The organism is Microbacterium gallinarum (assembly GCF_014837165.1).
Taxonomy (GTDB): domain Bacteria; phylum Actinomycetota; class Actinomycetes; order Actinomycetales; family Microbacteriaceae; genus Microbacterium; species Microbacterium gallinarum.
On sequence record NZ_JACSPM010000001.1, the window covers coordinates 881,262 to 902,032 of the forward strand.

The window sequence follows — 20,771 nt, forward strand, 5'->3', positions numbered from 1 at the left end:
AAAAGCAGAACAACGGACCTTTGATCCATCCATAGAGAGGATTTATGGTTGGACGATGGCAGAGTACGACATCGGGATGCTGCGCGTCTTCCTCCTCGTCTATGAGACGGGCAGTGTCACGACCGCCGCCGAGCGTCTCTTCCTCAGTCAGCCATCCGTGAGCTACACGCTCCGCAAGCTGCGCGCGCACTTCAGCGATCCCCTCTTCGTACGTCGTGGCACCCGCCTCGAGCCGACACCCGTGGCGGAGGAGCGGTACCCGAAGCTGCGCCGGCTCGTCGAGTCGATGGATGAGGTCATGGCTCCTGCTTCGGCGTTCCGCCCCGAGACGTCGACGCGCCGATTCCGGCTGCGCATGACGGATGTCGGCGTCAGCGGGCTGCTGCCGCGCATCCTGCAGCGCGTCCGCGCCGAAGCGCCCAGCGTCGTGCTCGATGTCGAGTCGCTCAATCTCGCCACCGTCGTCCAGGACCTCCGATCCGGCGCGACCGACGCCGCGATCTGCACGACGCGGCTCGACGAGCCCGACCTGCAGCGCGATGAGCTGTTCACCCAGGCCTACGCGGGGCTGCGACCGGTCGGGCACCCGCGCATCGGCGAGAGGCCGACGCTGCCGGAGTACGAGGCCGAGGAGCACGTGACGGTCGCGATCTCCACCGGCCACACGGCGCTCGACCGCCACGTGCGCGAGACGGGCATCCAGCGCCGGGTCGCCCTCATCGTCCCCACGTTCGCCGCGTTGCCGGCGCTGCTCGAGCGCACCGACCTGCTCTCCTATGCGCCGACAAGCGTCGCGAACCGCCTGGTCGGACTCGGTCAGGTCGAGACGTTCGCACTGCCCTTCGACGTGCCCATCACAGAGATCGCGCTGTACACCGTGCGTCGAGAGCTGCCGTCCGCCGAGTTCGACTGGTTCCGCGGTGCCCTGGTCGAGGCCCTCCGCTGATCTCACCTGATCCGGGACGTGCCGTCAGCGCAGTTCGCCCCCGGAACGCCGTGACAGGTCAGCGCTGATCGCCCGCGCGGTCATCAGCACCCGCGGCACGATCGTCCGCGGGTCGGCGATGCGGGTGTCGGGGAACGACACGGCCACGCTCGCGACGATGGTGGCATCCTCCCCGAACACGGGGGCCGCGACCGTGGTGCGACCCGGAAGCCCGTCGTTGCGCGAGATCCCGACGCCCGTGGTGCGGATCTCCGCGAGCTCCTTGCGCAGCGCGGGCAGCACCGCGGCCAGATCGGGCGAGTGCTCGGCATCCTCCTGGAGGCGTGCCCAGGCGTCGTCACTGTAGGCGAGCAGCACGCGGCCGCCTCCCGTGCTCTGCAGCGGCATGCGCCGGGTCGCCCTGGTCGACTTCGCCGTCGGCTTGACGCGCGTTATCCGGTCCGCGAATATCGCGTCGGTTCCGTCACGGACGCCGAGATACACGGTGCCTCGCGTGACGACATGCAGGTCGACCAGGTACGGCTGCGCGAGTTCGCGCAGCCGGCGAACCTGCGGGGCGCCGATGCCGAGGCGCCAGATGCGGGTGCCGAGCCGATAGCGCCCGCGCTCGACGCGCTCGACGCCGCCCCATTCGACGAGGGCGGCGAGCATGCGGTGGACGGTCGCGGGCGGAAGCGCCGTGCGCTCGCAGATGCCGGCGACGGTCATCTCGGTGCCGCCGGCGAAGCAGTCGAGGATGTCGAAAGCCCGGCCGAGGACGCTGCGCTTGCCGTCGTCGCGCTCGACATCCTCCGACATGGAAACCCTCCGGTCGCACGGCCCGATGGGATGACCCGCAGACGACTCACATGCTAATCCTTCGCCGCGCTTGACGGCCCGACATCGACGATGCACAATTCTAGATAAAGGAATGTGAGTCTGCATAACAGAACGGAGTCGCCATGACTGCCACCACAACCGACACCGAACGCTTCTACGCCGAGCTCCAGGAGAACCACTACTCCCCGCTCTGGCAGCTCATGGGAGGGCTCGGCCCCGAGGCCAAGACGAACCTCGTGCCGCACATCTGGCGTTACGAGCAGGCCCGCGAGCTGATGATGCAGGCAGGCGAGGTCGTGCCGCTCGAGGACGCCCTCCGTCGCGTACTCGGCTTCCGCAACCCGGGTTCGCGTCCCGACCAGCGCACCGGTGCCACCGACTCGCTCTGGGCCGCGCTGCAGCTCGTGCTCCCGGGGGAGATCGCGCCGCCCCACCGCCACACTCCCTCGGCGCTCCGGTTCATCGTCGAGGGCGAGGGCGCCTACACCGTCGTCAACGGCCAGCGGGTCCCGATGGAGGTGGGCGACTTCCTGCTCACCCCGGCCCTGCACTGGCACGAGCACGGCCACGAGGGCGACGGCCCCATGATCTGGCTCGACGGCCTGGACTCGCCGCTGATCAGCCGCCTGAACCAGTACATCATCGACGAGGAGAGCGACTTCCAGCCCGTCGACAAGCCCATGCCCGCCCCGTACGTCCAGGGCATGCTGGCCAAGACCTGGGGAGAGCCGCACGCACTCACGCAGCCGCTCGTCTACAAGCTCGCCGATGCGCTGGAGGCGCTCGAGTACCTGCGCGACCTCGAAGGCGACCCGTACGACGACATCATCGTCGAGTACAAGAACCCGACCACGGGCGGCCCGGTCATGACGACCATCTCCGCCTACCTGCAGCTCATCCGCCCCGGCGTCGACACCAAGTCGCACCGCCACACCCACAGCACCGTGTACCACGTGGTCTCGGGCAGCGGCTACTCGATCGTCGACGGCCAGAAGATCGAGTGGACCAAGGGCGACACCCTGGCCATCCCGCTCTGGTACGAGCACTCCCACCACAACGACACGACGGAGGACGCCGTGCTCTTCTCCTACACCGACCGTCCGGCGATCACCGCCCTCGGCCTCTGGCGCGAGCGGGGCGCTGCCTGATGCGCGTCTGCGTCTACGACGACGACCGAGTCGGCGCGCTTGCATCCGACAGCACGATCGTCGACCTCACCGACCTCGTGCCCGGGCACACGCCGGCCGATGAGCGCATGAACGCGCTGATCGCGAACTGGGATGCGGTCAAGCCGACCGCCGCGGAGCGCGTCGCCGCCGGCGGCGGAGTGCCCGAGGCGGATGCCGTTCTGCGAGCGCCGCAGCCCCGTCCGCGCAACCTCTTCGCCGCGCCGGTGAACTACCACAAGCACCAGCAGGAGATGGGCGGCGACGCCGGCGTGTACGTCGGCCGCCAGATCCTCACGGCCGAGGTTCGCAAGGGCTTCCTCAAGGCCGCCACGTCGATCGTCGGGCCCGACGGCGCCATCGAGCTGCCGTGGGAGGACCGCCGCTTCGACCACGAGGCCGAGATCGGCGTCATCATCGGCAAGAAAGCGAGCCGCGTGTCGACCGACGACGCGCTGGACTACGTGTTCGGCTACACCCCGCTGCTCGACATCACGCTCCGCGGCGAGGAGGACCGGTCGTTCCGCAAGTCGTTCGACACCTTCACGCCGATCGGCCCGTACATCGTGACCGCCGACGAGGTCGACGATCCCGAGAAGCTCGACTTCTGGCTCACCGTCAACGGCGAGGAGCGTCAGAAGTCGAACACGTCGTACCTCATCTACGGCATCGCGAAGCTCATCGAGGTGTATTCGGAGGTGATGACGCTGCAGCCCGGCGACATCATCGCCACCGGAACGCCCGAGGGCGTCGGCCAGATCGTCCCCGGCGACACCGTCGTGCTCACGATCCCCGAGGTCGGCGAGCTCACCATGCCGGTGGTCGCGCGCGCCTGATCACGCTGAGGGTCTGGGGTGGGGTACGTCCTCACCCCAGGCCTTTCGCATGTCGTCGAGGCGGCCGTCGGCGATCAGCCGCACGTGCATCGCCGTCTGGCGCAGGGCCGAGACGATGTGGTGCCTCGCGAGGTTCTCCCATCCGCGAGACCAGCTGAGCCTCGAGGCGATCTCCCACACCGAGGCATCCGGATCCGCCTCGCGCGCCTGCGCTACCTCGAACGACCGCCCGAGGTGCCGCCGCGCGATCTCGGTCGCCCGCTCGGCGATCCCACGGAACCGGTATCCGTGACCGGGAAGCCCCACGAGGTCGTCGTACGCACGCATCGCGGCGAGGCCGTCGAGGTACGCCTCGAGCGGGTTGTCGACGGTCGGGCCGCCGAGGCCCACGCCCGGCGCGACCGTGGGCAGGATGTGGTCGCCGGTGTAGAGGAGGCCTCCCGCCTCATCGACGAGGCAGATGTGCCCCGGGGTGTGGCCCGGCGTATGGATGACGCGCAGGGTGCGCCCGGGAATGGGCAGCACGTCGTCGTCGTCGACGAGCACGTCCGCGATGACGACGGGGCGAGCGGATGCCTGGGCGAAGCGCGCGATCTCCGCGCGGCTGCCCTCCGGCACACCCCACGCCTCGATGTCCGCCTGGATCGGACCGGGATCGGAAGCGCGCGTCGCGACCACTTCCTGAGCCCGCTGCTCCGCCCGGTGGAAGATGACCGGCGCGCCGTCGCGCTGGCGGAGGCGCTCCGCGAGGCCGAGGTGATCGGGGTGCAGGTGGGTCACCACAAGCGATGCGATCCGTGCGCCGCGGCCCGCGATCGCACGCACCGCCGTGTCGATGGCGTCGACGTTGGCGTCGAGCTCCCAGCCCGGATCGACCACGTGCACGCCGCCCTCGGCATCCCTCACCAGATACGAGAGCGAGAACGGCATGCGCCCCGGAGCGATGCGAAGCGGCAGGCACCACACACCCTCGGCGACCTCTTCCATCGCGGGAAGGCGCCCTTCCGCCTGCGCGACGAACTCCGCCTGGCTGACCGGGGTGATCACGCCGTGGCCGCGAGGTGGTCCAGCTGCGCGCGCGTGGACGCCACCGCGGCGAAGCGCACGCGGGGATCGATCTCGCCGTAGACGCGATCGACGACGGCCTCGACGAGGGCGGGATCGTCGGATGCTTCGACTCCGAGCGCCGCGAGGACGCCGCGCACCTGGTCGAGGCGCTGCTCCCGATGCGACCGGTACGCGCGGCAGACCGCACGGAGGTCGGGAAGCATCGGCCCGTGGGCCGGCAGCACCGGGATGGCGCCAAACGCCTCCAGGGCGTCCAGCGACGCGAGATACGCACCGACGGCGCCGTCGGGGTGTGCGATGACGGTGGTCCCGCTGCCGAGGATCGTGTCGCCCGTGAGCATCGTCCCCCCTGCCGCGGGACTGTCGATCGCGGCATCGTCGGGGAGGTGGAAGCTCACCGAGTCCGTCGTATGACCGGGCGTGGCTACGACGCGGATGCGCGTGCCGGCGGCCTCGATCTCCTCGTCCGCCGCGAGAGGCTCTGCATTCCGGCACAGTGCGGCCCGCCACGCCCGCACCGGTGCGCCGGTGAGAGCGACGAGCGAGTCGACGCCTTCGACGTGGTCGGCGTGGTGGTGCGTGAGGAGGATGAGCTCGACCGTCCCGAATCCCGCCAGGCGCTCCAGGTGGGCGGCATCCTCCGGACCCGGGTCGACGACCACGACGCCGTCGTGCCCGGGCGCCGCGATGACGAACGAGTTGGTGCCGCCCAGCGTCATCGGGCCCGGATTGGGCGCGAGCAGCCGTCTGACGAGCCGCGTCCAGTGATCGGCGGACGGCGTCATGTCAGCGACTCGAGACGGTGCCGAACAAGCGGGCGATCGGCGCGAGCACGAGCGGCCGGGCGGCGACCCAGGCTGCGGCGATCACGACGAGCGAGACGGAGAAGATCCAGAATCCGGCCCAGTTGTCGGCATAGGCGTTCGGATCGACCGAGCCCTGCGCCGCATACATGTGGTTCAGGTTGCGCAGCGCTCCCGTCGCGAACACCAGCACGACGTGCACGAAGATGAACAGCACGAAGTAGAGCATCACCGGGAAGTGCACGGCGCGCGCCCACTCGACCGGGTATGCCTTGTTCAGCCCCGCCGCGTTCTTCGGCCAGATGCCCGACATGCGCGCTCCCGTGATCGCTGCCAACGGCGCGGCGACGAAGATCGTCGTGAAGTAGGCGATCTGCTGCAGGCTGTTGTAGTTCACCCAGCCGTTCTCGGTGGGCCAGTCCAGCGACACGTACTGCAACGCCGCCGAGATCGCGTTGGGGAACACCTCCCATGAGGTGGGGATGACGCGCATCCACTGTCCCGAAACGAAGAGCAGCACCACGAAGAGGACGCCGTTGACCAGCCACAGGATGTCGAGCGACTGGTGGAACCAGATCGTCAGGCTGATCTTGCGCTTGCTGTTCCACTTCGGCGTCCAGAATGCGGTGGGCCGCTTCTCGCCGCGAATCCTCAGACCCGAGCGGATGATCAGGATCATCAGGAACACATTGAAGAAGTGCTGCCATCCGAGCCACGCCGGGAACCCGACCGGAGCCCCCTCGGGCAGGTGGTATTCGCCCGGGTAGGCCGCCAGGAAGTCGGCTCCCCACTGCGTGCTGAGCAGCCAGCGCACCGCGAGTACGGCCATGCCTGCGGCGAACAGCAGTCCACCGCCGCCCACGATCACCGCACCGGCCCACTGGGCCTTGGTGAACGGTCCGATGCGCTCGGGCTCCGGCCGCGGGGTCTGACGGGTCTTCGCGTACGCTCCGGGCCACACCGTGCGCGTGAAGGGCAGGGGCCGGTCCAGCGGGACGCCCGACGGCGTGCGTGCGGGCTCGGGAGCGACGGCGACGGCTGCAGCCGCCGGGGCGGCGGGGGCGGAGACGGATGCCGCAGCCTGCGGCGCCTCCGCAGCCGGGGGCGCCTCCGCAGCGGGCGCGGGCGCGGCGGGGGCGAATCCGGCCGGGGGCCACGGCTCACCGCCGGGCACTCGCGGCAGGCCGCGGCGCACGGGGCGACCGCCGTCGCCACCAGGAGCCGAGGCAACGGGGGCTGCGGCAGCCGGCGCGACTGCCGCCGCGACGGCCTCGACCACGGCAGCGGCGGGAGCGGATGCCTCGGCACCTGCCGCGGGAGCCTCAGCGGCTTGCGCAGCCGGCGCAGCAGCGGACGGCGGGGGCAAGGCAGCGGGCGCGGCGCCGGCAGGCGGCCACGGCTCACCGCCCGGCACGCGCGGCAGGCCGCGGCGGATCGCGCGCCCTCCCGAAGCCGCAGCCGGCGCAGCCGTGACTACGGGTGCGGCGTTCGGATCCCCGACAGCCGGCGCAGCGGCCGCGGCGGACTCGGATGCGGCGGCGGACACAGTGTCAGCGGCAGCCGCAGGCGTCGCATCCGCGACGGCCGCGGCAGGTGCGGCAGCTGCGGGGGCGGCAGCCACAGGTTCAGGGGCCGCCGGAGCTCCGGCCGCGGCGGGCGCGCCGACGCCGTCGGGCGCCTCGCCGTTCGGCGGCCAGGGCTCGCCGCCGGCCACGCGCGGCAGGCCGCGGCGCAGGGTCGTGCCGTAGGTCGCCATGACGCCGCTACGCCTTCTTCGCCTCGAGCGCCGAGATGAGCTGCGGCACGACCTGGAACAGATCGCCGACCACGCCGAAGTCGGCGACCTCGAAGATGGGGGCGTCGGCATCCTTGTTGATCGCGACGATCGTCTTGGCGGTCTGCATACCGGCCTTGTGCTGGATGGCGCCCGAGATGCCGAGCGCGACGTACAGCTGCGGGGCCACCGAGACACCGGTCTGCCCGACCTGCGCGGCCTGCGGAACGTAGCCCGCGTCCACGGCGGCGCGCGAGGCGCCGACGGCGGCGCCGAGGGCATCGGCGAGCTGCTCCACGAGAGCGAACTGGTCCTTCGAGCCGAGACCGCGACCACCCGACACGACCTTGGCCGCGCCGCGCAGCTCCGGACGCGACGACGACACGACTGCCGCATCCACCGACTCGACCGTCGCCGACTTCCGGCCCGACGGCGTCACCTGCAGCATCTCGACCTGCGGCGATGCGACGGCCTCGGCACGGGCATCGACAGAACCCTGCCGGATCGTGATCACCGGCGCGCCCCACGTGACCGCGGCCTGCACGTTGTAGGCGCCGCCGTACACCGAGTGGTGCGCGACCACGCCCTCGTCGTCTCGTGAGACGCCTACGGCGTCGACCGCGATCGCCGACCGCGTGCGCGCCGCGTACCGGCCTGCGGCCTCGCGTCCTGTGACCGAGTGCGACACGAGGATCGCGTCAGGGCGCACGAGCGTCGCGGCGGCGTCCAGCGCGTCCACGATCGGCACGACCAGGCCGTCGCCGGCGGGCGCGACCAGCACCGTGCCGGCACCGAGGGCCGCGGCATCCGTCGCCAGCTTCTCGTCGCCGACCACGACGGCGACCGGCGTGCCGACCTGCGCGGCCGCTCCCAGCACCTCGGCGGCGGACTTCGCCAGCTCGCCCGAAGGCATCACGTCGAGCAGGACCAGAATCGAATCTTCAGCAAACGTCATCTCACACGCACCCTTACGCGAGCCGGTTCTGGATCAGGAACTCCGCGAGCTTCTCGCCGGCATCGCCCTCGTCGACGATCTTCGTGCCGGCCTCGCGCGGCGGCTTCTCGGACAGCCCGATCACGATCGACCGCGAGGCGTTCGGGTCGTGCGGGTCGATGCCGAGGTCATCGAGCGAGAGCGTCTCGAACGGCTTCTTCTTCGCCGCCATGATGCCTTTGAAGTTGGGGAAGCGCGCGTCGGGCAGTGCCTCGGTGATCGAGATGAGCGCCGGCAGCGTCGTCGAGACGTTCATCGTCGCGCCTTCGACGGCGCGGGTGCCCGACACGGTGCCCTCGCCGATCTCGACCGACGTCAGGTACGTCGCGGCGGGCACGTCGAGGATCTCGGCCACCATGGCGGGGATCACGCCACCCGAGCCGTCCGTGGACTGGTTGCCGGCGATGACCAGATCGAAGCCGGTGCGCTGCACCGCAGCCGCCAGCACCTCCGCCGTCAGGCCCAGGTCGGCGCCGAGCAGCGCCTCGTCCACGACCTGCACGGCCGAGGCGGCGCCCATCGCCAGGCCCTTGCGCACCGTCGCCTGCGCCGACTGGGGCGTCATCGAAAGCACCACGACCTCGGTGCCGGGGTTCTTGTCGGCGTAGGAGAGGGCGACCTCGATCGACCGCTCGCCGATCTCGTCCAGCACCGCCTCCGATGCCCCTCGATCCGCCAAGCCGGTCTCCAAAGACAGCTTGCGGTCCCCGTAGGTATCCGGGACTTCCTTGACCAGGACGACGATCCTCATATAGATCTCCTCACGCTGGGCACGAGTCTAAGACGCGGCGAAGAATGTACCCAATCGAGCGTTGCAGGCAGGTAACGAGTCGCGCGGAGCCCCGTCAATGTATACACAGAGAGCGGATTCCGCGAACCGAAGAGTGCGCAACCACCTTGGCGACGCGAGGGCGCCGGAAGCAAGCCGTCGTCGCACTGAGTGAGCGGAGCGCGCGAGTTCTCGCACGCTACGGTAAGAGCGAGGAGGTCGTCATGGCAGCACCCAAGCGTCTTCCGGTCGATCCGATCGCCGAGGCCAAGAGGCAGTGGATCGCGCACGGCTGGGAGCCCGCCGCGGCCGGCATGACCGCGGTCACCTCGGTCATCCGCGCGCAGCAGCTCATGTTCGCCCGCATCGACGCGACGCTCAAGCCCTTCGGGCTCTCGTTCGCCCGCTATGAGATGCTGCGCCTCCTCGCCTTCACGAGATCGGGGCGGATGCCGATGGCCAGCGCCATCGCGCGGCTCCAAGTACACCCGACCAGCGTCACGAACACCGTCGACCGGCTCGCCCGCGACGGGCTGGTGACGCGTGAGCCCCACCCGATCGACGGACGCGCGGCGATGCTCGTCATCACGCCCGCCGGTCTCGACCTCGTCGAGGATGCGACGGTCGCGCTCAACGAGAACGTGTTCGAGGACGTCGGCCTCACCGACGACGACACCGCTGAGCTGGTGCGGATCATCGCGCGCTTCCGCAAGGACTCCGGCGACTTCACCGACCCGCGCCCGCAGCCCGACCCCCTCTGACCGGGCTCAGCGCCCCTGGAAGTCCGGCGAGCGCTTCTCGCGGAACGCCGCCATCCCCTCCTTCTGATCCGCAGTATCGAACAGGCTCGCGAAGACGTGCCGCTCGAGCCTCAGTCCCTCCGCGAGCGGTACCTCCATGGCCGCGTCGAGAGTCGCCTTCGCCGCGTACAGCGCGGGCAGCGACTTCGACGCGATCGCCTCGGCCGTCTTCCCGGCCTCGTCGAGCAGGTCCGCCGCCGGGACGACGCGCGAGACGAGTCCCGAGCGCTCGGCCTCCGCGGCATCCATCATCCGACCGGTCAGGATCAGCTCTGCGGCCTTGTAATAGCCGACCGCGCGGATGAGCCGCTGCGATCCGCCCATCCCAGGGATGACCCCGAGGTTGATCTCGGGCTGACCGAACTTCGCGTTGTCGGCGGCGAGGATGACGTCGCACATCATCGCCAGCTCGCAGCCGCCTCCGAGGGCGTAGCCCGACACAGCCGCGATGACCGGCGTCCGCACGGCCGCGAACTGCGCCCAGCCGCCGAAGTGGTCGCCCATCAGCATCTCGAGCCCGTTCTTGGACTCCATCTCCTTGATGTCGGCGCCGGCGGCGAAGGCACGCTCCGATCCGGTGAGCACGATCGCGCCGATCTCCGGGTCGAGATCGAAAGCGGATGCCGCTGCCACGACATCCCGCATCGTCTGCGTATTGAGCGCGTTGAGCGCCTCAGGACGGTTCAGGGTGATCCACCCGACGCGTCCGCGCGTCTCCACCAGGATCGTCTCGTACTCGGCCATGTCTCTCCTCGGTCGCTCGTCACTCGTTGCTGGACACTCGGTGGTCGCTGCTCGCTGCTCGCCTGTCACATTGTGTCGCCCGCGGCCGCACTTCGTGACAGGCGAGCCCGGGGTGGTGCTGCTCACCTGTCGCAAAGGGCCGCCCGGGGCGGCATTGTGCGACAGGGGAACCTGGGGAACTCGGGGCCCAGGGAACCCAGGGGTGAGCGGCGGGATCAGTCAGAGAACTCGCGGATCGTGTTGATGATGCCCGAGAAGTCCTGGCCCGCGCCGGAGCCGTCGGCGTACTCCTGGTAGATGCGGCGCGCGAGCATGCCCATCTGCGCGTCGACCCCCGTCGACATGATCGCGTGCTCCGCGAGGCCGAGGTCTTTATTCATGAGGGCGCCCGCGAAGCCGGGCTGGTAGTCGCGGTTCGCCGGGCTCGACGGAACCGGACCGGGCACCGGGCAGTTCGTGGTGAGCGCCCAGCACTGGCCCGACGCGTTGGAGGCGACGTCGAACAGCGCTTGATGCGAGAGGCCGAGCCGCTCCCCCAGCACGAACGCCTCGGCGACCGCGATCTGCGAGACCGCGAGGATCATGTTGTTGCAGACCTTGGCGGCCTGGCCGAGGCCGGCGCCGCCGCAGTGCACGATGCGTCGGCCCATCGCCTCGAGCACCGGGCGCGCGGTCTCGAAGTCGTCGTCGCTTCCGCCGACCATGAAGGCGAGCGTCGCGTTCTCAGCGCCGACGACGCCGCCCGAGACGGGGGCGTCGAGCGACCGGTGTCCTGCGGCCTCGGCGAGCGCGTGCGCCGCCCGGGCGTCGTCGACGGAGATCGTCGAGGAGTCGATGAACAGCGTCCCGGGGGCTGCGACGGCGAGCAGACCTTGCGCACCATCGGCGCCGCGGTAGGCGTCGAGCACCTGCGCACCCGACTGGAACATCGTGATCACGATGTCGGCGCGCGCCGTCGTGACGGCGGCCGGCCCCGACTCGGCGACCGCGAGGCCGCCCTGGGCCGCAGCATCCATCGCGCCCTGGAAGACATCGAAGCCGACGATCTCGTGACCTGCGGTGGCGAGGTTGCGGGCCATGGGGAGGCCCATGTGGCCGAGTCCGAGGAAGGCGATGCGCATGTCAGGCTCCCAGCAGTTCGCGGCCGATGATGACGCGCATGATCTCGTTCGTGCCCTCGAGGATCTGGTGCACCCGCAGGTCGCGCACCACCTTCTCGATGCCGTAGTCGTGCAGGTAGCCGTAGCCGCCGTGCAGCTGCAGCGCCTCGTTCGCGATGCGGAAGCCGGCGTCGGTCGCGTAGCGCTTGGCCATCGCGCACTGCATCGACGCGTCGGGGGCCTTCGTGCCCGAGCCGTCGCCGTCGAGGGCGGCCGCGGCATCCCTCACCAACGCTCGCGCAGCGCGCAGCTCGGTCGCCATGTCGGCGAGCGTGAAGACGACCGACTGCTTCGCGGCGAGCGCTTCGCCGAAGGTGAAGCGCTCCTGCACATACCGCGTCGCGCGGTCGAGGGCCCATCGGGCACCGCCGAGGGAGCACGCCGCGATGTTGATGCGGCCGCCGTCGAGCGCCGACATCGCGATCTTGAAGCCCTGGCCGTCGGTCCCGAGCATGTTCGCCGCGGGCACGCGCACCTCGTCGAGGATCACCTGGCGGGTCGGCTGGGCGTTCCAGCCCATCTTCTTCTCGTTCGCGCCGAAGGAGAGCCCCTCGGTGTCGGCCGGCACGAGGAACGCCGTGATCCCGCGAGCGCCGGGCTCACCGGTGCGCGCCATGACGATGTAGACGGATGCCTCGCCCGCACCCGAGATGAACTGCTTGACGCCGGTCAGCACGAACTCCTCGCCGTCGCGGATCGCGCTCGTGGTGATCGCGGCCGCGTCGGAGCCGGCGCCCGGCTCGGTGAGGCAGTAGCTGCCGAAGCCCTGCATCGACGTGAGCGTGGGCAGCCACTCCTGGCGCTGCGCATCGGTGCCATACGTGTCGATCATCCACGCGACCATGTTGTGGATCGAGATGTACGCGGCGATCGACGGGTCGCCGACGGCGATCTCCTCGAAGATGGCCACGGCGTCGGATCGGGTCAAGCCCGAGCCCCCGACGTCCTCGCGCACGTAGATGCCACCGAGGCCGAGCTCGCCCGCGCGCTCCAGCGTGTCGCGCGGGAAGTGCTTGTTCTCGTCCCACTCGAGCGCATGCGGCGCGAGCTCGGACTCGGCGAACTCGCGGACCGCTTCGATGATCGCGGCGCGCTCGTCCGCGGAGAGCGCTTCGCTCGGGGTGGTGATCGTCATGGACATCGTTGCTCCTTCGGCCTCACCGGAACGCCTTCGTGGGGCATCCTGATGAAAGTCACCGTGCCATCGTTGGCACGTTGCCGATTTTACATGGACTTCCATGTATCTGCGAGGGACCCCGTCTTTGTCGACCGCGAGGTCAGCTTCCGTCGCGCAGATTCCCGAGGGTGCGCTGCGAGAAGTCGACGTCGCTGAAGGCGACCTCGCAGCCGTCGCCCATCGGGCTCTGCGCTTCGAATCCGACGCGGGCGGACTCCGCCCCGGGGAGCGAGAATGCCCGCACGAACACCCAGCGGCCGTCGCCCGACGACGCGTGGAACGCGAACACCCGACCGATGCGCGACACCCGCAGGTGCACGTCCTCGCCGGTCACGACGAAGGCGTTCGCGTCGTCGGAGACCCCGCGGGTGACGACCGACACGACCATCGGCTCGCGATCCGGCGAGAGCTCGAAGCACAGCTTGGCCCAGTAGTGCTCGTCGATCCAGACGAGCAGCACGCCGGCGTCGAAGGTCGACGCGAACCCCACCCGCACGCGCGCCGAGAAGGTGAAGTCCCCTGCGGGCGGCTCACCGAGGAGGGTGGCCGCGTTCATCTGCGACTCGGCGGCGGTCTGGCCCCCGCCGCTGGGATCGGCGAAGAGGTCGCTGTGCGGGGCGGCCGTCACCGTCACGTCGTCGGCGCCGATGGTCCAGAGCCGGTCATCGGAGGCGTGGAGCGGGAAGGGGATGGCGGGCATCGCGATCGGAGCAGTCACAGCGACGAGTATTCCGGACCGCCGTTCCCGGCCGACCCCGGGACGCGCTGCCCGGGGTCGTCCTCAGCGTCGGACTACTCGTCCCACGGCGCGAAGGCGCGCAGCTCGATCTGGCCGTTGCGGGCCATCGGATGCCGCGACGCGATCTCGATCGCCTCCTCGAGGCCGTCGACGTCGAGGATGTCGAAGCCCAGGATGACTTCGCTCGTCTCGGCGAACGGCCCCCGCGTGGTGAGGACCTTGCCGCCGCGCACCCGCACGACCGTGGCATCCGACACGGGCGCGAGGACTTCGCCGATGACGCGCTTGCCGCTCGCGTCGAGCGGGTCGACCCACAGGTCGATGTCCGAGTCGTCGGAGGGCTGGTCGGGCTGGGCGTCGCTGACGACGAACATCATGAACTTCATGGTCTGATCCTTCCGTGGCGGGGCGGCCGAACACCACCCTCGTACGGGGCGTCGGACGGATGCGGCACGCATCGACAATTCGCACCGGACCTTCTGCGCGTCCGGCTCAGAGTCCCTCGAGGACGGGAAGGCCGAACACGACGGCACCGGCTGCAGCGACGGCCGCGAGCGCGATCCCCACGATCACGACGACGAGGATGTTCCCCGCCACCGTCAGCAGCAGGGCGCCGGCGGTGGAGAGCCCGCTGCGCGTGGTCTGGATCGGAGAGGTTGCCGTCACCACATCGACGCTACGGACGAGCCCCGCTGGGCGCGTCGTCCGGAAGTCTCATCCCGGTCAGCCGTCAGGATGACCTCGTGCCCGCGCCAGCAGCCGGCCCGTCGGACGCCGAGCGGCGGGTGGCGCAGTCGCCACCCGCCGCTCGTCGAACGAACTCAGTGGATGAGCACCGGCGCCGGCACGATCGCCCGCGAGTCCTTGTACCCCGTCGCACCGTCGAACGACGTGCGCAGCAGGTGCAGCCCTCGACTCAGCGTGGGCAGCGTGATGCGCACCTTGCCCTTGTCGGCCGCCGCGAGCTCGACCGTGGCGATCACGACGCCGCCGTCGGTCACCGTCACCGTCCCGACGGGCGCCGTGCCGTCGGCCGCCACGACCTTGCCGACCACCTTCACCGTGGCGCCGTGCTTCGCGACGAGCTTGTCGGGGGCCGCAAGCACCGCGGTGCGCACGTCCTCCTTGTCGACGAGCACCGCCACCGAGCGGGCCGGCACGGTGAGCGCGCCGGTCGCGGCATCCCACGTCGTCGTCTTCACCACGGCATCGGAGCCGTTCGCCTGCGCGGCGGTGAGGGCGAACCCGCGACCGGCGAGGTCGGGCAGCGCCTGCGTCGTCGCTTCGGGCGACGCGTTGAACACCACCAGGGCACCCTCGAGATCGCGGTCGACGTTCTCACCCAGGAGGTCGTCGATGAGCATCACGACGACGCCGGGCGTGGCATCCGGTCCGCTGTTCGGGAACGACACCTTCTCGTTGATCAGATCGGCCGAGCCGAGCCGCAGCAGGCCGACTTCCTCGCGGATGCGGAGCAGATCGAGAGCGGATGCCTCGGCCGCGGCGATGTCGGAGGCACCGGGCTTGAGCGCCGGGTTCTCGAGCAGCGGCTTCATGAACGACCACTTGGCCTCGTTGTCGGCCTTGCGCGGCAGGCCCGACCCGTAGGTCGACTCCTGGCCGGTCCAGTCGATGCGGTTGAACCAGTCGCCCGAGTTGTAGCTGTTGCGGTCGAGCGACTTCGAGCGCAGCAGCTCGGTGCCCGCGTGCCAGAACGACGGGGTCTGCGAGAACGTCGTCGTCGCGAGCGACAGCGTGTTCATGCGCACACGATCGGCCATCGACGTGTCGACCGGCAGCTTGAAGACCTGGTGGTCGTACAGCGTCTCGTTGTCGTGCGCGTCGACGTACGTGATGACCTCGTCGGGCTGGTCGGCGTAGCCCGCCGCCGAGCCGTTGTAGTCCAGCTCGTCGCCCGCCTTCACGGTGCCGTCCGAGGTCGTCATCTCGAAGTCGCGGAGGTTGCCCGCGAGGCCGAGCTTCACCAGGTCGGTCTTGTGCGCCAGATCCCCGGCGGGGTCGCCGGGCACGTCGGGCCGTCCGTTCGGGTCGGTGAACAGTCCGGTGCCGAAGCCCTGGTAGAAGATCGAGGCGCCGTCGACCGGGCTGCCGCCGTGCACGGCGTCGCGCAGCCGGTCGCTGAACGTGCCGATGCCGGTCCCGCCGAGCTGCCCCTGCGTGGCCTGTTCGAAGAGGGCGTTGTTCGCGACCTCACCGAAGTTCCAGCCCTCGCCGTAGAGGTAGATCGCCTTGCCGTCCACACCGTCCTTCTTGAGCGTGAGCTCATCGAGCGCCGCACGGATCGCGAGCATGTTCTCCTTCGAGTGGTGCCCCATCAGGTCGAAGCGGAAGCCGTCGACCTTGTAGTCCCGCGCCCACGTCACGACCGAGTCGACCATGAGCTTCTGCGCGACCTCGTGCTCGGTGGCGACGTTCTGGCAGCACGTCGAGGTCTCGACGTTGCCGGCGAGGTTGAGGCGGTGGTAGTACCCCGGCACGACCTTGTCGAGCACCGACTTGGCGTCCTGGCCGGACTGGGCGGTGTGGTTGTACACCTCGTCGAGCACGACCTGCAGGTCCATGCCGTGCAGCGCGCCGACCATCTCACGGAACTCGTGCACGCGCGCCCCGCCCTCGGGGTCGACGGCGTACGAGCCCTCGGGCGCGGAGTAGTGGTACGGGTCGTAGCCCCAGTTGAAGCCGTCGGCGTCGATCACCTCGGCGATGCAGGCCTGCTGCTCCTCGCTTCCCGGGCCCATCGAGGCCAGGTCGCAGTCGGGAACCGCCTGTGCCGCGCGGTCCTCCTCGATCGACGCGATGTCGAACGACGGCAGCAGGTGCACGGTGTTGATCCCCGCGTCGGCGAGCTGACGCAGCTGCTTCGTGCCCGCACTGTCGCGCGTGAAGGCGCGGTAGGTGCCCCGCTCCGCGGCCGGCACGGTCTCGTCGGTGATCGAGAAGTCGCGGATGTGCAGCTCGTAGATCGCGCGATCGACCGGGCGGTCGATCACCGGGGCCTTCGTCTTCTCCCACTGCTTGGGCTTCCACGACTTGTCGTTCAGGTCGATCGCGACCGAGCGCTCCGAGTTGAGCGTCAGCCCGACCGAGTACGGGTCGGTCACGACGTTCGTCACGACCTCACCCTCCGCAGGGGCGAACACCTCGAGCTCCCACAGGAACTCGTCGCCCTTGAGCGACTTCGCCCCCGAGACCGTCCAGACACCGGATGCCGCGTCCCACGTCGCCTCGTGACGGACGGGGTCGCCGTCGGTGGTGCCGGCATCCCACGTCAACAGCGTCGCCTGCTGTGCGGTCGGCGCCCAGAGCCGGAACGTCGGCTTGCCGGCCTTGAACGAGACGCCGAGGGCCGTGTCAGCCACCGCGTCGGCGTACAGGTCGTCGAGCACGCCCGGGATCTGCACTCCGGTGTAGGCCTTGAGCGCACCGGCGGCGTCGCGCTGCGACACCATGAGCTGGCCCTTCAGCGGGGCCGCGGCATCCGCTCCCTCGACATGCAGCGCGACGAAGCCTGCGAGTGCGGGGAACCGCTTCTTCTGCTCGGCGGTGAGCCCGCCGTCGACACGCGTGAGGTCGATCGCGTCGCCGCCGGTGATCTCGCCGTCGGTGAGAACCAGGGATGCCGCGTCCGACGCGTGCAGCTGCCAGGTCGCGCCAGCGGCGGTCGAGCCCAGGTCGGCCGGCCACGCGATGGTCTCGGCGTCGATCCAGTGCGCGCGGAGCTCACCGGTGCCGACGAGCGGGGGGTCGGTGGCCTTGACCGTCAGCACGTGGGACTCGAGGTTGTACCGGAACGTCACGACCTTGCCCGCGGTCGCGCTGAACGTGATGTTCGCGCCACCGGGTGCCCCGCCTGCCCCGTAGTTCTCGTCCCAGCTCAGGTTGTGCGCGACCTTGACCTCGTACGAGCCGGTGGGCGGGTCGTCGGTCGTGTACTGGAAGACACCGTCCTTGTTCCGGTCGAACATCATGGTCGCGAGGCACTCCGGCTGCCAGTCGCCGGGGCAGCCGAGCTCGCTCTGCAGCGAGCCCGGCAGCGTGATGACGGGGCCGTCGGCCGTCGACCAGATGTTCTTCGTGCGCGAGTCGAAGTAGAAGGTGATCGCGCCGCCGGCGTGGTTCAGCACGATGTCGGAGCCGCCCTGCGCACCGCCCGCACCGTAGTTCTCGTTCCACGACTTCTCGACGGCGATCTTGTAGGCGTAATCGCCGGCCGCGAGGTTCGCGATGCTGAGGCGCCAGATTCCGCCCGCCTGCTCCTCCATCTGCACGGCGTCGCAGTCGGGCTGCCAGTCGCCGGGGCATCCCGCTTCGCTGTTGAAGCTGCCGGGCACGCTGACGAAGCCGTAGTCGGTCGGCTCCTGCGGCTCGGGCTCTTCCGGGGCCTCGGGCTCTTCGGGCTCTTCAGGTGCGGCAAGCGTCACTCGGTTGCCCACGGAGGCGAACGTCGATGCGGCCGAACGGTTGCCCGCGGCATCCGTCGACACCGACCGGTACTCGACGAGCGTGCCCGCCGCGAGGCCCGCCGTGTCGTGGAACACGCGCGGCGAAGTGTCTTCGGCCGTGCCGAGCGCGTGCCACTCGTCGTCGCCGACCACGCGCCACGCGAAGCTCGTCTCGGCCCACACGCCGTCGGCGATGTCGGCCGCGATCGGGGTGACGCCGCTGAGCCCGGCGCCGGCCGCGGGGACGGTGACCGCGATGTCGCCGGCCTGCTCCGGAGCCGTGACCGTCTTGCCCGCTGTGTAGACGACGGCGGACATCGCCGGGACGGTGACCGACGCGACGCCGGCGGAGTCGGTGGTGAAGCCGCTGCCGCCGCCGTAGAGCGGGGTGAAGGCCGCATCCGTCGTCAGAGTCGGAATCGAGACGGTCTTGTCAGCCGTCGCGTTGTTGGTCGCGACGAGGTACTCGATCTTCTCGTCGCGGTCGACGCGGCTGAAGGCGTAGACGCCGGTCGCCGCGTCGTCGACGAAGCGCTCGATCTGCGCGCCCGATTCGAGGGCCGGGTGGCCCGCGCGGAGGTCCGCGAGCGCAGCGATGTGCGTGTAGAGCGGCGCGTCGGTGTCGTAGCGATCGGTGCTGCCGAGCTGCTCGCCGGTGACGAGCGGCTGGTTCGCGTAGTCGGCGGTCTGCGTCGCGAAGAGCGACTGGCGGGCATCCTTGTCGCCGCCCGTGCCGGCGAAGCCCTGCTCGTCGCCGTAGTACACGACGGGCTGGCCGCGGGTGAGATACATCAGCTCGTGGGCGAGCTCGTCGCGCTGCAGCGCGTCGGCTCCGGCGACGAAGTGGCCGATGCGGCCCATGTCGTGGTTGCCGAGGAAGGTCGGCAGCGCCGTTGCTGACGAGTCCGGCGTCGTGTACATGTCGTCGCCCGCGAACAGGGCGCGCAGGCCGGTGGGCTTCGCGCCGGCGCCGGTGCCCTTGGCGTAGGCGGTCGCCGCACTCTGGAAAGTGAAGTCGAGCACCGAGTTCATGTCGGTCTTGCGCACGTAGGGCGAGAGCTTGGCCGGGTCGGCGTCGTAGACCTCGCCGAACATGAAGAAGTCGGGCTTGCCTGCCGCGTGGGCGTAGTCGAGCACCTCGGTCGCCCACTCCTCCCAGAACTCGAAGTTGACGTGCTTGGCGGTGTCGATGCGGAACCCGTCGATGCCGAGGTCGACCCAGTCCTGGTACACGTCGACGAACCCGTCGACGACGGTCGGGTGCTCGGTCATGAGGTCGTCGAGCCCGACGAAGTCGCCGAACGTGACCGACTCTCCGGCCCAGGTCGAGTCACCGCGGTTGTGGTACAGCGTCGGGTCGTTGAGCCACGCGGGGACCTTGACGTCCTTGTCGGCGTCGGCGATCACCGGCGTATACGGGAAGCTCGTCGCCGGGTCGAGCGCGGGGAAGTCGTCGGTGCCGGCGTAGGTCCCCGGGTCGAACGCGGTGCCCTCGGCGTCACGGTAGGGGTCGGCCTCCTGGGTGATGTAGGTCTGCGACCCTTCCTGGTACGAGATGACGTCGGCGGTGTGGTTCGTGATGATGTCGAAGTACACCTTGATGCCGCGGTCGTGCGCGTCGTCGATCAGCGCCTCGAGCTCGGCGTTGGTGCCGAGATGCGGGTCGATCTGCGTGAAGTCGGTGATCCAGTAGCCGTGGTAGCCCGCGCTCGCGTCGGCTCCGGCGCCCTGCACGGGCCGGTTCTTGAAGCTCGGGGTGAGCCAGATCGCCGTCGTGCCGAGGCCCTCGATGTAGTCGAGCTTCGAGTGGAGGCCGGCGAGGTCGCCGCCCTGGTAGAAGCCCTTGTCGGTGGGGTCGAAGCCGTGTGCGAGGCGGTCTCCGTCGATACCGCCGGTGTCGTTGGACGTGTCGCCGTTGGCGAAGCGGTCGGTCATGACGAAGTAGAACTGCTCGGCGCTGCCCGGCTGGCGCACCGGAGCCGCGACGAGCGCGTCATCCGCCTCGGTGTACCCGGCAGCGAGCGAGCGCACCTCGATGCCGATGCGGTGGGTCGTGTCGTCGTAGCTGAAACGCAGCGTCGAGGGGCCCGCGACCGTGAGCGGGATGTCGTCGCTCCCGCCGTTGAGGCCGTACGACTCGTCCCAGCCGTCGTTCACGGCGACCTTGTACTGGTACGAGCCGGCGGGCACCTCGAACTCGGCCGCATAGACGCCCGCGGTGTCGGTGAGCGCGAGCTCGGTGGCGGCGCACTCGGGCTGCCAGTCGCCCGGGCACCCCAGTTCGCTCTGCAGACTGCCGACGAGCGCGAAGGAGCGCTCTGCGGCGGCGGCGGGGGCGGCGGCGACCAGGCCCCCGGTGAGGATCAGGGCCGCGGCGGTGAGGATCGCGGCAGTACGACGGACACGTGCGGATGTCGGCTTCGACACGGAGGAACTCCTGGGGGAGGCAGGGCACGACAACGTGCCGAGTGGTGCAGTGTGCACGCGACGCTAGCAAGGACACCCCCGAAACT

17 protein-coding genes are annotated in these 20,771 nt (G+C 70.0%); 4 read left to right on the plus strand and 13 right to left on the minus strand.

Annotated features, from left to right (window positions below; all coding sequences use genetic code 11):
* Positions 1 to 55: 55 nt before the first annotated feature.
* A complete protein-coding gene (locus tag H9622_RS04000; RefSeq protein WP_191764448.1) occupies positions 56 to 946 on the plus strand; it encodes a LysR family transcriptional regulator in 891 nt (296 codons plus the stop codon).
* A 24-nt stretch (positions 947 to 970) separates the two neighbouring features.
* Here the strand turns inward: H9622_RS04000 and H9622_RS04005 are convergent, their stop codons facing one another.
* Positions 971 to 1,744, minus strand: a complete 774-nt coding sequence (locus tag H9622_RS04005; RefSeq protein ID WP_191764451.1) for an IclR family transcriptional regulator — start codon at positions 1,742 to 1,744, stop codon at positions 971 to 973.
* Positions 1,745 to 1,887: 143 nt separating this feature from the next.
* Between H9622_RS04005 and H9622_RS04010 the strand changes: the two genes are divergently transcribed.
* Together H9622_RS04010 and H9622_RS04015 are read left to right on the plus strand one after the other, a co-directional pair.
* Positions 1,888 to 2,913, plus strand: coding sequence for a cupin domain-containing protein (locus H9622_RS04010; protein ID WP_191764453.1), 1,026 nt, complete (start codon positions 1,888 to 1,890; stop codon positions 2,911 to 2,913).
* Positions 2,913 to 3,767, plus strand: a complete 855-nt coding sequence (locus H9622_RS04015) for a fumarylacetoacetate hydrolase family protein (protein ID WP_191764455.1) — start codon at positions 2,913 to 2,915, stop codon at positions 3,765 to 3,767. Before H9622_RS04010 ends, H9622_RS04015 begins: the two co-directional genes overlap by 1 nt.
* Here the strand turns inward: H9622_RS04015 and H9622_RS04020 are convergent, their stop codons facing one another.
* From H9622_RS04020 to H9622_RS04040, 5 genes are read right to left on the minus strand one after another with little or no spacing between them, the layout of a single operon-like run.
* A complete protein-coding gene (locus H9622_RS04020; protein WP_191764457.1) occupies positions 3,768 to 4,814 on the minus strand; it encodes an MBL fold metallo-hydrolase in 1,047 nt (348 codons plus the stop codon).
* Positions 4,811 to 5,620 carry an MBL fold metallo-hydrolase gene (locus H9622_RS04025; RefSeq protein WP_191764459.1) on the minus strand — a complete coding sequence of 270 codons (810 nt, stop codon included), beginning with the start codon at positions 5,618 to 5,620 and terminating at the stop codon, positions 4,811 to 4,813. The genes H9622_RS04020 and H9622_RS04025 overlap by 4 nt, the downstream gene beginning before the upstream one ends.
* A gap of 1 nt (position 5,621) precedes the next feature.
* Positions 5,622 to 7,394, minus strand: a complete 1,773-nt coding sequence (locus H9622_RS04030) for a cytochrome b/b6 domain-containing protein (RefSeq protein WP_191764461.1) — start codon at positions 7,392 to 7,394, stop codon at positions 5,622 to 5,624.
* 7 nt (positions 7,395 to 7,401) lie between these two features.
* Positions 7,402 to 8,367, minus strand: coding sequence for an electron transfer flavoprotein subunit alpha/FixB family protein (locus H9622_RS04035; RefSeq protein WP_191764464.1), 966 nt, complete (start codon positions 8,365 to 8,367; stop codon positions 7,402 to 7,404).
* 13 nt (positions 8,368 to 8,380) lie between these two features.
* Complete coding sequence (locus H9622_RS04040; RefSeq protein WP_191764466.1) at positions 8,381 to 9,157, minus strand: electron transfer flavoprotein subunit beta/FixA family protein; 777 nt, start codon at positions 9,155 to 9,157, stop codon at positions 8,381 to 8,383.
* Positions 9,158 to 9,399: 242 nt separating this feature from the next.
* On the opposite strand from H9622_RS04040, the gene H9622_RS04045 reads away from it, so the two are divergent.
* Positions 9,400 to 9,936 carry a MarR family winged helix-turn-helix transcriptional regulator gene (locus H9622_RS04045; protein ID WP_191764468.1) on the plus strand — a complete coding sequence of 179 codons (537 nt, stop codon included), beginning with the start codon at positions 9,400 to 9,402 and terminating at the stop codon, positions 9,934 to 9,936.
* Positions 9,937 to 9,942: 6 nt separating this feature from the next.
* Here the strand turns inward: H9622_RS04045 and H9622_RS04050 are convergent, their stop codons facing one another.
* The 7 genes from H9622_RS04050 to pulA form a co-directional block, all read right to left on the minus strand.
* A complete protein-coding gene (locus H9622_RS04050) occupies positions 9,943 to 10,719 on the minus strand; it encodes an enoyl-CoA hydratase (protein ID WP_191764470.1) in 777 nt (258 codons plus the stop codon).
* A gap of 215 nt (positions 10,720 to 10,934) precedes the next feature.
* Positions 10,935 to 11,840 carry a 3-hydroxyisobutyrate dehydrogenase gene (mmsB, locus tag H9622_RS04055; RefSeq protein WP_191764472.1) on the minus strand — a complete coding sequence of 302 codons (906 nt, stop codon included), beginning with the start codon at positions 11,838 to 11,840 and terminating at the stop codon, positions 10,935 to 10,937.
* A 1-nt stretch (position 11,841) separates the two neighbouring features.
* Positions 11,842 to 13,020 (minus strand): acyl-CoA dehydrogenase family protein, encoded by a 1,179-nt coding sequence (locus H9622_RS04060; RefSeq protein ID WP_191764474.1) that lies wholly within the window; start codon positions 13,018 to 13,020, stop codon positions 11,842 to 11,844.
* A 136-nt stretch (positions 13,021 to 13,156) separates the two neighbouring features.
* Positions 13,157 to 13,774 (minus strand): DUF1349 domain-containing protein, encoded by a 618-nt coding sequence (locus H9622_RS04065; protein WP_318247021.1) that lies wholly within the window; start codon positions 13,772 to 13,774, stop codon positions 13,157 to 13,159.
* Positions 13,775 to 13,848: 74 nt separating this feature from the next.
* Positions 13,849 to 14,181 (minus strand): YciI family protein, encoded by a 333-nt coding sequence (locus H9622_RS04070; RefSeq protein WP_191764476.1) that lies wholly within the window; start codon positions 14,179 to 14,181, stop codon positions 13,849 to 13,851.
* 106 nt (positions 14,182 to 14,287) lie between these two features.
* The gene (locus H9622_RS04075; protein WP_191765662.1) at positions 14,288 to 14,461 is read right to left on the minus strand and encodes a hypothetical protein; all 174 of its coding nucleotides are present in this window, start codon (positions 14,459 to 14,461) and stop codon (positions 14,288 to 14,290) included.
* Between the two features lie 155 nt (positions 14,462 to 14,616).
* Positions 14,617 to 20,685 carry a pullulanase-type alpha-1,6-glucosidase gene (gene pulA, locus H9622_RS04080; protein WP_191764478.1) on the minus strand — a complete coding sequence of 2,023 codons (6,069 nt, stop codon included), beginning with the start codon at positions 20,683 to 20,685 and terminating at the stop codon, positions 14,617 to 14,619.
* Positions 20,686 to 20,771: the final 86 nt, after the last annotated feature.